The following is a 13,580-nucleotide window of genomic DNA, read 5'->3' as shown; positions in this document are numbered from 1 at the left end:
AATAAATCCGGTCAACGACTTCTTTTTACAACCACTCAAAGATTTTGTGATATTAATAAAGAGGTTAAAAATCTACTTTAAGATCCTTATCTTTAATTTGCAGTATAGCTATAAGTCCTATCAAGGCACAGAAAATCATGTAGAAACTAGGACCGATTTTTATTTGTTTCATAAGCCATGTGCATATAAATGGACCTAATCCTCCGAAGAATCCAGCTGCTATATTGCGTGATAGACTCATACCACTATATCTCACCTTTGTTGGAAATAACTCACACATAGTAGCGCTTACTGGTCCTAAAGATGCTGCTATTGGTATCATAAAAATAAAATATGCCACTGTAACAATCAAATTATTACTACTGCTTAGCATAAACAGTGTTGGCAAACTGATAATGGTAAATGTTATAAACGCTGGAATCATTACTTTTTTCCTACCTACTACGTCAGATAGCATTGCAAACAATAGTGTTAATATTGCTAAAAAAACCTGACTTATAATTTCAATTGTATAGAAGAAATTGTTATTTAATTTAGCAGCTTCTTCTATAAAGATTTTAAAAAATATTAAAAACATATAGAGCGATGCATTTTCGACGATATCGATTCCTACAGCTATAAGAACGGGTTTTTTATAGCATTTAATAAGTTCTATAAAGGGAGATTTGGATAATTTATCATGCTTTTTATTGATCTCATATGCAGGACTTTCACTCAGTATATATCTAAGGTAGATGCTAACTAAACCTATAAACAAGCCAAAAGCAAAAGGTAATCTCCAACCCCAAGAATCGAAATTAGATATTTTTTGACATATAAGTATAGCTATTAAACTCATAGCTGATCCAATTATTGCACTTAATACTTCAATGCTACCAAAAAATCCACGCTTTTTATCAGATGCATGCTCTATTAAGAATGTTGCATTACCTGCTTCACCTCCAAGGGATATCCCTTGAAGTAAGCGTAATACTGTCACCAGTATTGGAGCTAGTATTCCTACCCTTTGATAACTTGGTATTATAGCAATTGTTATGGAGGATATTGACATTAGTATTATCGAAAAAAGCAAAGCAATCCTTCTTCCATATTTATCCCCAATATAACCAAACATTATTGCGCCTAAAGGCCTCATTAAGAATCCAGCAGCAAATACGCCAAGAGCTGCAAGCAGGCTAACATAGTAATCATTATTAGGAAAAAAAGTGTGGCTAATGATGCTAATCAAACTACCAAAAAGCATATAATCATACCACAGCAGAGTATTGCAAATTATACTGAGAAATATTACTTTTTTAACTTGTAACTTTTCCATAATCTAACTTTAATATATAAATTCTCTAACAGTTTCATAAGTCAAAAATTAGTATGACTGTAATAGGATGTTGTTGAGTATTAAACTTTGACTAGTATAAAACAAAACATCAGCATATAATAACTTTATTTTTTAGCAATTTAAATTGTCAGCTAGTCCTTTAGATCAGTTTAAAATACTCAGTGTAGTGAAATTACCTAATGTATTTGGATATAATATAGATTTTACAAACTCATCTCTATATATGCTGATTTCAGTTATTCTCGCAGCTTCTTTTTTCTTATTTGGTATAAGAAAAGCTGCTATAGTACCTGGCTATTGGCAAACAGCAGTGGAATTTGTCTATGAATTTATTGCTTCACTTCTTGAAGGTAGCAGTGGAAGAGAAGGATTAAGACATATACCACTAGTTTTTACTATATTTGTTTTTATTGCAACATGTAATATAGCTGGTATGTTACCTTTGCCTATGAGCTTTACCGTAACAAGTCATATTATAGTTACTTTCGCTCTTGCAATGATAGTTTTTTTTAATGTAACAATCACTGGATTTAAGCAGCAAGGATTAGGTTTTTTACGCATATTCCTACCAAAGGGTACTCCCTTGTGGTTAGCTCCAATGATGATTCTTATTGAGTTATCTGCTTACTTTACTCGTCCCGTAAGTCTGGCAATTCGTTTAGCAGCAAATATGGTAGCAGGTCATATAGTAATGAAAGTAATAGCTAACCTGACTACACAAATGAATATTTTGCTTATACCTTTACCACTTATCTTTATTATGATGTTGATTTGTTTTGAAACATTTATAGCTATTTTACAGGCATACATCTTTGTAGCACTTGTAAGTGTCTATTTATCAGATGCAGTGAATAAACACTAATTGACTTTAAACACAATGCTTTTATAATTTTATTAAGTTAATTTAAGGTATTTTATTATGCTTTGTTCAGAATCTTTGAAATATATAGCAATTGGTTTAGTTGCGTTTGTTATGGGAGGAGCTGCACTTGGTGTTGCTAGTATATTTTCCAATATGTTAAATGGTATAGCAAGAAATCCTGAAGCTGAAGAGCAATTAAAAAAATATGTTTATCCAGCTGCAGGCCTAGTTGAAGCATTAGGGTTATTTGCATTCGTAATTATATTATTGTTGATATTTGCAGTTAAATAATGCCACAATTGGATTTCTCCACTTATTTATCACAATTATTTTGGTTTACTATCTTCTTCTTTTTACTGTATCTGATATTAAGTCATCTTGTTCTGCCAAAAATTGAAACTGTAATAAAGAGAAGATATGAAGCAATGGACAAAGCAATAGGTAATGCATCTTCTTTTTGTGCTATTGCTGAAGATAAGATAAAGAATCGAAAGCAAATCCTACAAAAGGCACAATTAGAGGCATCAAAAATTATAAGTAATGCAGTCAAAAAAGCTGAACTCTTAGAGTATAACATGAAAAATTTATTAAATGCTGAAGCTATTGAGATGCTAGATTTAGTTGATAAGGAAATAGAAAATTATAAGATAAAAATGCATAATCAACTTGTGGAGATAGCAATTTCTTTGGCTGCAGTCTATTACGAAAAATTGGTTAATTCTCATATTGAAGATTATGACAAATTAAAAATTGTTACTAATTCGTTATTCAAAAAAGGTTTATTATAATGTCTGCATCATCAATTATTCTTCTTGCATTTATTATGGTTTGCGCATTTGGATGCAAACCTGGTTATAAATTTGTTAGTAATTTTTTGAGCAAAAAACGTAGCTGTGTTCATACAGAAATAGAGAATTCTTTAAACATCGAAAAGGAATCATTATCTTTTTTGAATTCGATACTGCTAAAAAATGAGAATATTCAAGAAGAAATAAAAAAAACTATAGAGAATGCTAATTATGAAGCAGACTTAATAATAAAAAATAAAGAAAAACAAATAGAAGAGATGCTTGATAACTATCAAGATCTTATTATCTCTAAAATAGATAATAAAATTTCAGAAGCAGTGCAAAAGTTAATGTCTGATTCAGTAGTAATTGCAGCAAAGACAGCAGAAAAATTGATTCAAGAATATGTAAGGAATGAAAACAATAACAGCGAGGTTATTTCTTCTTTATCACGCGATTTAAGTAAAAAATTGCATTAATGTGCAGAGAAATTGATATATCAAAAATAAAGTTAGATTACGATATTTGGGGTATCAATGATAAACTTTACTATTATAAATTTGGTTTACTACCTTGGCAAAGGCTAAATAATATTACTTTTATCATAGTAAGTGATATTGATCACTTGGTTATAAGATGGTTAAAAGGAAAATATAGCAATAATTTCATTTTATTTAAATCAGATTATAATAAAATTATTAGCTCTCTTAACGCTTTTTTTGGTTATATAGAATTTTCAACGAACTATTTATACTATAAAAACGATAAATTTTCAGCTAAAGATATAAAGTTTGGTACTATAACCTATGTAATATTTACTCTCCTCATCTCTATCTTAGCTTTAACAAAAGGTTTTGCTGCAGTTTCATTACTAATCATATTATTTATTTCCGCTTCTAGTACATTATTTCGGTACATAATAATTCTGCTTGGTTTTTGCAATAAAAAAGCAAGCTCAAAGTATAAGGATGGTAACGAATTGCCAGTATATACAATACTTTTACCTATTTTAAATGAAAATAAAGTTATTAAGCAGCTAATTGATAATATAAATAACATTGACTATCCAAAATCTAAACTAGATATAAAACTTATAATAGAGGAAGATGATAAAGAAACTATATGGAACTTAAAGGAATTTAATTTACCAGAAAATTTTGAAACTATTATAGTGCCAAATTCGTTTCCTAAAACAAAATCTAAGGCATGTAATTACGCCCTATGCTTTTCCAAAGGAGAATACGTTGTTATCTACGATGCTGATGACATACCAGATCCTCTGCAGCTAAAGAAAGCTTTAGCTGAATTTAAGCAAGGAGATAGTAAATTGGCATGTGTGCAAGCAAAACTTGGTTATTACAATTATGATTGTAATCTTTTAACAAAATTTTTTTCTTTAGAATATATTAGTTGGTTTCATTATCTGTTACGTGGTATGCAAAAAATTAATATACCAATACCCCTGGGCGGTAGTAGTAATCATTTTAGGATGGAAGCTTTAAAAAAAGTATATTTATGGGACGCATATAATGTTACTGAAGATGCTGACCTTGGTTTAAGACTTGCTGCAATGGGATACTATACTAAAGTTATCGATTCAGAAACTTTAGAAGAGTCACCAATCAATATATTTGCTTGGATTAAACAGCGTGCTCGTTGGATAAAGGGCTATGTTAAAACTTATATTGTCCATATGAAAAATTTGAAACAGTTATATAAAGCAACTGGGCTAAAAGGAATTTTGTTATTAAATCTCTTCGTTGGAAGTACAGCTTTTACTTTTTTCACCACTCCATTTTTATTTACATCTCTTATACTTGTACAATACTTAAATCAGGTGTTTTTATATTATCTTACTTTTATGTATATCATAAACACTGTAACTCTTTTTGCTATAATAAAAGAGAAAAAAATGAAAGCAAATTTTTATTTATTAGCTGTCATTTTTCCAATATATTGGCTGCTACATTCAGTTGCTAGTGCTATTGCTTTATGGGAGTTAATAAAATCCCCTCAGCGTTGGAATAAAACCAAACATGGGTTTCATTTATGAAAAAAGAGCCAGTAGCTATTTGGCTTTTTTTTTGCTGCATAATGATCATTGTAATGATATTTATTGGTGGGGTTACAAGACTTACAAGAGCTGGCCTATCAATCACTGAGTGGAAACCAATAACAGGAATATTGCCACCACTTAATAAAAATCAATGGCTTTTGGAAAAAGAAAAATATCAGAAAACTCCTGAATATAAAATTTTTAATTATGATATTGATATGGGGGATTTCAAAAAAATCTATTTAATAGAATATATACATAGGTTATTTGCTAGAATTACTGGTCTTATTTTTTGCATACCATTTATCTACTTTTTAATAAAAAAAAAGTTGCCCAAAACGCTAGTTATAAAATTATCCATAATCTTTATATTAGGGCTTATACAGGGTTGTGCTGGGTGGTACATGGTAAAAAGTGGATTAGTAAATCAGCCGCATGTTAGCCACTACAGATTGGCCATACACTTGGCCTTGACTCTTATGATTTTTTCTATGCTGTGGTTAGAATTTGTAGAATACGTAACAGATCAAAAAAATAAAGTAGAAGTTAGCATCAACAATGTAGTGCTTTTGATATTAATCTTAAGTTTAACCTTTATACAAATAATATACGGTGCTTTTGTCGCTGGGCTTAATGCAGGACTTATTTATAATACTTTTCCACTGATGGACGATCAAATCATACCACAGGATCTATTTTTTATGGAGCCAAAATGGCTCAATATTTTTCAAAATAGTGTAGCAGTACAATTTATACATAGAAATTTAGCATTTATAATAATAATTATAGCTATATCTATAGTAGTAAAAAATAAAAAAATGAAGTCTTTACTTATACTACTACTGTGCCTTATCATACAGGCAACTTTGGGAGTAATAACTCTATTGCTAAAAGTACCGATAGTTTTTGCCTCAGCACATCAGGTATTTGCTTTTATATCGTTCGCAATGAACTTATATGTTCTAAAATGCGTAAAGCAACAAAATAAATGTTAATAGGAATAGGAAAAAATGAAATACAATCTATTGGTTAAAAGCTGTGTTGGGAAAAGCAAAACTTTTTTACAGGAGAATACATGCATTCAATACATAATATTATTGCTAATCATCTATTTTTTCATAAAAAGCCGGTATAAAACCACGTCGGCAAAGTTGTCGCTATCTCTTTAGAAAGTATTAGATTTGCTAGAATAATATTCATTAGATCCAATATTTTCTACATGAGCTTGACTTAATGCTTTAATACCTTGAGAAAATTCTTCTACATCATCTGCCTTACCAATAAAGACCACTCTAATCTCTTTTATTTTTTCTACCAATGCTGTACTTTCTTTTTTGAGACCATGTTTTTTTACCAATTTTCTAGCCTCATTGTAGTTTATTTTTTCGCCATTTAATATTTGATGTAAAGAAATCTGCTTTTGAGAATTTGAAGCAAGAAGATTGCCAGCAAGACCAAATTTTAATGCAACTGAATTATGCGCCGCTCTAAAATCGCTAGCATTAAGGCTATACTCTGTTCCTCCATAATTAATTTTGCCTTTTTTCTCACAAGAAGTAATTAATTGATTCAACTCACAACTAGGTAAGAAGTCACCAAGATTAATAAAGTTACCATCAATGGTTCCAATATTTACGTGACTTAAGTATATCATTCTTGTAACTTCAGATGCAATTAAACCACATGAATAGCCGTCTTGTTGAATTTTAGTAATAGAAACATGCAGACTGCGTTTTGTCTCCTTTAAAAAAGATTCTAAGATTTTTTGAATATCTTTTGAATTTCTCCCTTGGCTTAAGGAATCAACAAATAATAATTTATTCTGCTTGTTCTCTCTAAAGAAGTAAAAGATTATCCAATGTCGCTCGTCATTACCTGGTGTTTCTGTAGGATGAAGTCTGATATAAAGAATGTTTCTCTTATTATACAACTTAGATATTTCTTCGAATTCTTCGGATAAAGAAAGCGGCTTAGGGTTAAAGTTAGCCCCTTGTACGAGAATCACAGGTCTTTCCTTATGGCGACAAGAATCTAAAAGCAAATCAAATAGTGAAATCAGAATTCCTTCAGAAGTATACCAACCTGGATTGTTTGGGCTTGTAAAGAAATCTTTAAACTCTTCAATGTTTTCAGGATCGATGCCATCAATAATTTCTTGTACACCATTTCCTACTTTACTTGAGGTTGTAGAATTCTCTTGTTTACAAGTAGTACTGCTGTCAGATTTGTCGATATTAATACTTTGCTTCGTTTTACTCAAATCTATTTCGTTCCCTTGCTTATATGTAGTATTGCTATTAGATTTTTTGATATTGCCTACAGTAGAAGCTTTAGGTTTTAAAAAACCAAAGAAGGTTAAAATTTTTGATATAACGTTTTTAAGCCACTGCCAGATGCGTTTTAAATAATGCATATAACAACCCCCTAAGTTATATATCATGACTAAAAAGCTTACTTTTCTTGAGCTAAATTAGATTTTAAAATTAATCTTATTTTGTCATTAAAATATTAATAAGCAAGCAATATCAAAAATCACTCTGCTTGCTGTTACGCATAAAGATTATTTTTTGTTTCCTACCTATTTAATTCTCACTTAAACTTTCAATAGTTTTAGCTAAAGGTATTTTCAAATGCCTTTTTACAGAATTTTCATACTACAAATTTCACACTTATGTCTACAATAATATTATCTGCAATTGGCAGCAGTATTGGTAGTTCCTTTATGGGAATGATAGGCCAATTTATCGGTGCAGAACTTGGCGCTGCACTTGGCTCAAGAATAGACAGTGCACTGTTTGGTCTTGATAATACAAAACACGGATCCAGGATTAAAGATTTAAACATTCAAACCTCAACTTATGGAAAGATGATTCCAATTATCTACGGCACTGCACGTGTTGCAGGGAATATAATATGGGCACAACCAATTAAGGAAGTACGTTCTGAAGATGCAAAAATTGCCAGTATACTTGGGTTTGGCAAAGCAGACAGCTACGTAAGCTATAGTTATTTTGCAACTCTTGCAATTGGTATATGCGAAGGAGAAATAGAGGATGTAACCAAAATCTGGGCTAACGATAAACTTTTAACTGCAGATGAGATAAGATTTAAGCTTTATAAGGGCACAGAAGATCAAGAGCCTGATCCATTTATTGAATCTATAGAAGGTAGTAGCCCAGCTTATAGAGGCTTAGCTTATATTGTCATTGAAGATTTTCCTTTAGCAGATTATAGCAATCGCGTACCAAATTTTACGTTTGAAGTTACGTCACTGCCAAAAATTAACAACTCTTCAGTTGTAGCACGAATAAAAAACGTAAACCTCATACCAGGTTCTGGAGAATTTGTCTACGATACTAAAATACAGATGAAAATAGCTCAGGAGAATGTAGGTGATAAAAACATTACTTATGGGCCAACTCAAAGGGTGAATCATCATAACTATAGTAGCGAAACAGATTTTATGCTCTCCTTAAAGCAGCTAAAAATGAATCTACCAAATATTGAATGGGTATCAGTAGTTGTAAATTGGTTTGCCAATAATTTAGATATAAAGGATTGCAAAATATATCCTGCAGTTGAGTTTCAATATGATTCAGTAACAATTCTAGATGATTGGCAAGTTGGAGAGATAACAAGAAGTAAAGCTAAGATCATCTCAAAAGATAGTCAAGGTAACCCAAGATATGGTGGTACTGTAAGTGATGTAGCGTTGCTTAGATGCATACAAGAACTGCACAGCAGAGGTTATAAGGTTATGCTTTACCCAATGCTACTTATAGATATTCCCACTAAGCCTTGGCGGGGATATTTAACTGGTCTATCTGAGGATGTAAATAGCTTTTTTGTAGAGTATAATAAATTTATATTGCATTACTCAACACTTTTTCAAGGTAAAATAGACGGGTTTATTATTGGTTCTGAATTTATTGGCCTAACCAAGATAAAAGATAATAGTGGCGATTACCCTGCTATTACAGAATTTGTAAAACTTGCAGAGCAAGTAAAGCAAAAGTTGGGAAATAATGCAATAGTTACGTATGCTGCAGATTGGACTGAGTATCATTCATCAGATGGATGGTATCATATGGATGGGCTGTGGTCTTCAGACAGCATAGACGTTATTGGTATTGATGCCTACTTCCCACTCACTGATGGACGTCAACCAACTTTTGGTTATACAAAACATGATATAGAAAAGGGGTGGATAAGTGGTGAAGGTTATGACTATTTCTATTTAGATCCAAAAAATAGAACTGGCAAAACGAATTATACTGATGGCCGCTTTGCTTGGAAAAATATTGAAGAATGGTGGAGCAAACATCATATAAATCCAGATGGTAAAACAACCAAATGGCAGCCAAAAATGAAAAAGATATGGTTCACTGAATATGGTTTCCCTAGTGTTGATGGCTGCAGCAATCAGCCAAATGCGTTCATAGATCAAAGCAGTATTGATAGCAAATACCCATATTATTCACAAGGAAATGTGGATTTTCATACACAAAGAACTGCAATAGATGGCACTTTAGCAAAATGGTATAACTCAGAGATGGTAGAAAAAATGTTCTTGTGGGCATGGGATGCAAGACCATATCCTTATTTTCCCGATTTGTGTAAAGTTTGGGCCGATTGTGGCAATTGGCAAACCGGGCATTGGATACAGGGTAAAATTTCATTATTAGAAATAGATACCGTTATAGCAGATATATTACAAAGATCAGGAATAGATCAGAAGAATTTCGATGTAAGTATGCTGAGAGGATTTTTACATGGATATGTTATAAACTACAGGCAACCTCTGCGTTCAATAATTCAAATTTTACAAAATGCATACTTTTTCGACATCATTCAGCAAGACCGTAAGCTACTCTTTCTTCATAGAGGCAGAGAAGCTGACATATTTGTTACTACAGATGATATCGTGCCAGATACGCGCTATAGTGGGCAAAATTTGATTAGTATTGAACGAATAATAGAACTTAAAAGTAAAGTTAATGTTATATATATTAGTAGAATACTTGATTATCAAGTTAATGTAAAATATGCACAACTTTCAAATAGTAGTAGTTTCGGTAATACTACTACTATGGAAATCCCATTAGTCCTCGAAGAAAATCAGGCACAGAATATAGCTGAAGTTATGCTTTGTAATTTCTGGCAGGAAAGGAATATATACAATTTTACTTTACCGATAAAATACTTATGGCTTTCGCCAAGTGATATTATCAAGGTCAAAAACGACAAAGAAGAGCATGTTTTAAGAATAACTAAAATAAAAACGGGTAGCCTATCTCTGCAGATTGAAGGAATGAGCTACAATAGCTCGATATATCAATTTTCCTTTCCTGCAGTAAAAGGAGAAATAGCTAATGCAAATTTGCCTAAGCATTTAAGCAGTACATACTTGGAAATATTGTATCTGCCATATGACAAAGATCACATAAAACTAGTAGTTGGCAGAGTAGAAGATAATTGGCGTGGTGCAATCATATTTATGTCAGAAAATAATGGGCAAAATTATAAAGCTATTGCAAACGCTAATCAACCTTCGATCTACGGCTTTGTCATAAATTATTTGGATGAAGGACAGATTGGAGCTCTCGATGAAAAAAATGAGATAGAGATAGTATTAAATTATTCAACCGTTTTAGATCAAGCTAATTTGGCATTTGTGGGTGATGAGATTATTGAGTTTCATAATGTTGAACTTATCAGTAAAAACAGGTATAGACTGAGCAAATTGCTTAGAGGAAAATTTGGGACAGAAAAATATATGAAAAGCCACCAAAAAGGCGAAGGGTTCGTTTTACTCAATGAATCAATCATCAATATGGATATAAAATCATCAATGATGGGAAAATCACTTTTTTTTAAGGCAGTAACTTACGGTAGGTCAGTCGATGATGCTAAAGCGTTAGAATTTAAGTTACCAGATAAAATTTGACATGCATACGCTTATAGTTAACATGCATAATATGCTTGTTTAAGTATAATTATGAATAATAGAGGGGATAATTATGCTAACTACTTTATCTAATAGGATATCTAAACTTTCCACTAATGATGTAACTCAATCGCAGTTTGATCATAAATTAAAGTATAAAATAAACTTGGATACAGATGTGCTGAAAGGTAACACTGAGAGAGCTGAGCGAACATCAAGAATGTGCTATAGAGAAGTATAGATCTCTTTCGGAACTGGCATAGAAGTAAGAGATGCTAATGAAACAGTAAGAACCTGTCTTGAAAGTAATTAAGTAGCCAATTTACGTAACATCAAATGTGTGATTAATAAAGGTTATTACAATAAAGATGTAAGATTAAATAAAAATTGAGATAGTTTATAGACCTTATTACAATCATAAAAAATAAACACACCAATGAATGGATTCTAAGGTTAAGTTACGTCTGAATTGGATAGAGTTATATAAAAAATTGGGCCATGCAGGAAAGAATATTATGGTATTGCGCGATTTACCTTACGTAAATGGTACAAACGTTATAAAGAGTTAGGTAAAAAGGGGTTAGTAGATCTCAGTAGTAGGCATAAAACTTCACCCTTACAAAAGGTCAAGGAGTCAGATAAGCAGCTCATTCTTCATCTGAGACAAACTAGAAAATTAGGGGTATTCAAACTGAACTAAAACGTTTACATGTACTAGACACCACTTAATCTGACAATGACGAATTAACTGACAGAAGAATTTAAATATACTATCAGAATCCTGATTTAATGTTTTTCGGGAGTATTCAACAAACTGTGTCAAAAACTCAACTGAATTTTTAATCTATTAGGAAAGAAAATATCAAGTTGAGAGATGGTTAAAGCCCAATTTGGTATAGTCCAATTTTGCTCTATCTTTTTTATAGCACAGTATAATTGCTTGTACAAGGCATTTGTACTGGTAAATTGGTTTTTTCCTGATTTGCCTGTGCAGTCCCTCTATGGGATTGGTAGTGTAAACTATCCGCCTAACAGGATCTGAGTACTTAAAATAGCCAGTTTCCCAATTATTTTGCCACTACATTCCCATTTTTCTTCCAGCTCAAATTTTCAGCTATTTCTCTATTTGAAGCTTTTCTTCAAATCATTCATTTTGCTGGATACATATTTTAGTTTATCTGATGCATTATACACAATTGCACTTCTGCGTTGGTTCTTTATGGAAAGCTTTTGAGCCCATCTATGCTGGCAATTATTCTACACTTTGAGATCATTCAATACTCCTAACCAAAACCCTCGCTTTCAGCCAAATAAAAACCTCTTTTTTTGATCTATGACGAATTTGCTTACTTTGAAAAACCATACAAATTATTGGGTAAATATGACCGACTGCGCCACTCATTGGTAATTGTAATATTGCTGCTGCTGATATCTTATAATTTCTTCGATATGCGATTTTATAACTCTTGCAAACATACTAAGAATTTTTGCTTCAAGTTCAGGATGTAAATTAGTCTGTCTTTTTTTTGTGGCTCAAATCTCCATCTCGAGGCGTTATAAGCTCAAACGAGTCTGAATCTGTATATAGTCTTTGAACTTTTGCCATTCCTACGATTATTTTCTTCATCTTCATTTGATAGGTATTTCACCTTCTAAACTAGCCTCTAGTAACTTTTTGATTAGCAGTTCCTCCTTTTCCAATTATAGTATATTCTAAACTAAATGATAAGCTTCAGTAATGGCTTTACCAAAAAAAAGTAATAAGTTTTCTTGTTGATACATTCTAGGTCTTAGCCAACTTTTTATTGTATGCCAACAGTGCTCAATGGGATTCAAATCTGGAGAATATGTAGGAAGATAGAGCAGATGGCAATATGCGCTTTCTATTAATTCCTTTGTTTTGGCAGTTTTATGGAAAGTAGCATTGTCCATAATTATTGTGGTGCCACGCTGCAATTGTGGCAGTAATATTTGCCCTAACCACATATTAAACACTTCCTTATCACATCCACCTGTAAAAGTCATTGGTGCGATAAATCTTTTCTCAATCCAACCTCCTATCATACTAATTCTTTGGCGTTTTTTACCTAAAATATCCGCATAAATTTTCTCTCCTCGCAAAGCTCTTCCATATTCCCGATATAACCTATTGTCAACTCCAGCTTCATCTACATACACAATGCTCGAATGGTCTATTTTGGCGATCTTTTTAATAAATTTTTGTCTATCCTCATAACTTCGCTCTCGATAAATTGTGACTTTTTTTTAATGTGATTTTTAGCTGTTATACCAAATTGCACTTATTCCGAAACCAAGGTTCTGTTTCATCTCTGCTAGCGTATGATCTGGGTGCTTTTTTACATACTCTGCAAGCATTTGTGGGTCTATTTTTCGTATGAAACCACTGGGTTTCGTTGGTTTCAGACTTTCACCAGCAGCTTTCTTTTTTAGCCACCTATATAATGTCGCTATCCCCACCTCAAAAAGCTCCGCAATCTCAGCTTTTGATTTTCCTTTTTTAACCAAAGATACTGCTTTTTCCGTAAATCCACGCTGTACGCCATTTCCTTCATTCCCCAAAATGCTCATTA

Annotated in this window: 12 protein-coding genes and 1 pseudogene; 8 read left to right on the top strand and 5 right to left on the bottom strand. The window is 32.1% G+C overall.

All coding sequences use genetic code 11. The annotated features are described in order from the left end of the window. Window positions 1–64: 64 nt before the first annotated feature. Window positions 65–1,315 carry an MFS transporter gene (locus AACL09_RS02950; protein WP_339048840.1) on the bottom strand — a complete coding sequence of 417 codons (1,251 nt, stop codon included), beginning with the start codon at window positions 1,313–1,315 and terminating at the stop codon, window positions 65–67. Between the two features lie 145 nt (window positions 1,316–1,460). Here AACL09_RS02950 and AACL09_RS02945 point away from each other — a divergent pair, with 145 nt between their 5' ends. From AACL09_RS02945 to AACL09_RS02920, 6 genes are read left to right on the top strand one after another with little or no spacing between them, the layout of a single operon-like run. Further along, complete coding sequence (locus AACL09_RS02945; protein WP_339048838.1) at window positions 1,461–2,198, top strand: F0F1 ATP synthase subunit A; 738 nt, start codon at window positions 1,461–1,463, stop codon at window positions 2,196–2,198. A gap of 57 nt (window positions 2,199–2,255) precedes the next feature. Then, entirely contained in the window at window positions 2,256–2,489 is a 234-nt protein-coding gene (locus AACL09_RS02940) for a F0F1 ATP synthase subunit C (RefSeq protein WP_339048836.1), read from the top strand. Beyond that, the gene (locus AACL09_RS02935; RefSeq protein ID WP_339048834.1) at window positions 2,489–2,986 is read left to right on the top strand and encodes a hypothetical protein; all 498 of its coding nucleotides are present in this window, start codon (window positions 2,489–2,491) and stop codon (window positions 2,984–2,986) included. The genes AACL09_RS02940 and AACL09_RS02935 overlap by 1 nt, the downstream gene beginning before the upstream one ends. After that, window positions 2,986–3,465 (top strand): hypothetical protein, encoded by a 480-nt coding sequence (locus tag AACL09_RS02930; protein WP_339048832.1) that lies wholly within the window; start codon window positions 2,986–2,988, stop codon window positions 3,463–3,465. Before AACL09_RS02935 ends, AACL09_RS02930 begins: the two co-directional genes overlap by 1 nt. Then, the gene (locus AACL09_RS02925; protein ID WP_339048830.1) at window positions 3,465–5,039 is read left to right on the top strand and encodes a glycosyltransferase family 2 protein; all 1,575 of its coding nucleotides are present in this window, start codon (window positions 3,465–3,467) and stop codon (window positions 5,037–5,039) included. Before AACL09_RS02930 ends, AACL09_RS02925 begins: the two co-directional genes overlap by 1 nt. Further along, a complete protein-coding gene (locus tag AACL09_RS02920; protein WP_339048828.1) occupies window positions 5,036–6,037 on the top strand; it encodes a COX15/CtaA family protein in 1,002 nt (333 codons plus the stop codon). Before AACL09_RS02925 ends, AACL09_RS02920 begins: the two co-directional genes overlap by 4 nt. A 170-nt stretch (window positions 6,038–6,207) precedes the next feature. Here AACL09_RS02920 and AACL09_RS02915 read toward each other — a convergent pair whose 3' ends face one another. Beyond that, window positions 6,208–7,455: a hypothetical protein gene (locus AACL09_RS02915; protein WP_339048826.1), complete on the bottom strand. Its 1,248-nt coding sequence runs from the start codon at window positions 7,453–7,455 to the stop codon at window positions 6,208–6,210. A gap of 258 nt (window positions 7,456–7,713) precedes the next feature. On the opposite strand from AACL09_RS02915, the gene AACL09_RS02910 reads away from it, so the two are divergent. Together AACL09_RS02910 and AACL09_RS02905 are read left to right on the top strand one after the other, a co-directional pair. Next, window positions 7,714–10,989 (top strand): glycoside hydrolase TIM-barrel-like domain-containing protein, encoded by a 3,276-nt coding sequence (locus AACL09_RS02910; RefSeq protein WP_339048824.1) that lies wholly within the window; start codon window positions 7,714–7,716, stop codon window positions 10,987–10,989. Window positions 10,990–11,062: 73 nt separating this feature from the next. Next, window positions 11,063–11,230: a hypothetical protein gene (locus AACL09_RS02905; protein ID WP_339048822.1), complete on the top strand. Its 168-nt coding sequence runs from the start codon at window positions 11,063–11,065 to the stop codon at window positions 11,228–11,230. 578 nt (window positions 11,231–11,808) lie between these two features. On the opposite strand, the pseudogene AACL09_RS02895 reads toward AACL09_RS02905, so the two are convergent. From AACL09_RS02895 to AACL09_RS02880, 3 genes and pseudogenes are all read right to left on the bottom strand, one after another. Continuing rightward, a pseudogene (locus tag AACL09_RS02895) lies at window positions 11,809–12,559 on the bottom strand (IS256 family transposase); the annotation flags it as partial. Window positions 12,560–12,702: 143 nt separating this feature from the next. Further along, window positions 12,703–13,185 carry an IS630 family transposase gene (locus AACL09_RS02885; protein ID WP_339049005.1) on the bottom strand — a complete coding sequence of 161 codons (483 nt, stop codon included), beginning with the start codon at window positions 13,183–13,185 and terminating at the stop codon, window positions 12,703–12,705. 81 nt (window positions 13,186–13,266) lie between these two features. Then, window positions 13,267–13,578, bottom strand: coding sequence for an IS630 transposase-related protein (locus tag AACL09_RS02880; RefSeq protein ID WP_339048434.1), 312 nt, complete (start codon window positions 13,576–13,578; stop codon window positions 13,267–13,269). Window positions 13,579–13,580: the final 2 nt, after the last annotated feature.

This window comes from Candidatus Mesenet endosymbiont of Phosphuga atrata, assembly GCF_964020175.1.
Taxonomy (GTDB): domain Bacteria; phylum Pseudomonadota; class Alphaproteobacteria; order Rickettsiales; family Anaplasmataceae; genus Mesenet.
Note: the sequence above shows the minus strand (reverse complement) of the source record. Positions and strands in the feature narration are given on the sequence as shown.

Excerpts from the sequence above, each read along its gene's own strand:
- AACL09_RS02915 (WP_339048826.1), bottom strand. The coding sequence starts at position 7,455 with ATGCATTATTTAAAACGCATCTGGCAGTGGCTTAAAAACGTTATATCA.
- AACL09_RS02920 (WP_339048828.1), top strand. The coding sequence starts at position 5,036 with ATGAAAAAAGAGCCAGTAGCTATTTGGCTTTTTTTTTGCTGCATAATG.
- AACL09_RS02930 (WP_339048832.1), top strand. The coding sequence starts at position 2,986 with ATGTCTGCATCATCAATTATTCTTCTTGCATTTATTATGGTTTGCGCA.
- AACL09_RS02940 (WP_339048836.1), top strand. The coding sequence starts at position 2,256 with ATGCTTTGTTCAGAATCTTTGAAATATATAGCAATTGGTTTAGTTGCG.
- AACL09_RS02910 (WP_339048824.1), top strand. The coding sequence starts at position 7,714 with ATGTCTACAATAATATTATCTGCAATTGGCAGCAGTATTGGTAGTTCC.
- AACL09_RS02935 (WP_339048834.1), top strand. The coding sequence starts at position 2,489 with ATGCCACAATTGGATTTCTCCACTTATTTATCACAATTATTTTGGTTT.
- AACL09_RS02950 (WP_339048840.1), bottom strand. The coding sequence starts at position 1,315 with ATGGAAAAGTTACAAGTTAAAAAAGTAATATTTCTCAGTATAATTTGC.
- AACL09_RS02925 (WP_339048830.1), top strand. The coding sequence starts at position 3,465 with ATGTGCAGAGAAATTGATATATCAAAAATAAAGTTAGATTACGATATT.
- AACL09_RS02880 (WP_339048434.1), bottom strand. The coding sequence starts at position 13,578 with ATGAGCATTTTGGGGAATGAAGGAAATGGCGTACAGCGTGGATTTACG.
- AACL09_RS02905 (WP_339048822.1), top strand. The coding sequence starts at position 11,063 with ATGCTAACTACTTTATCTAATAGGATATCTAAACTTTCCACTAATGAT.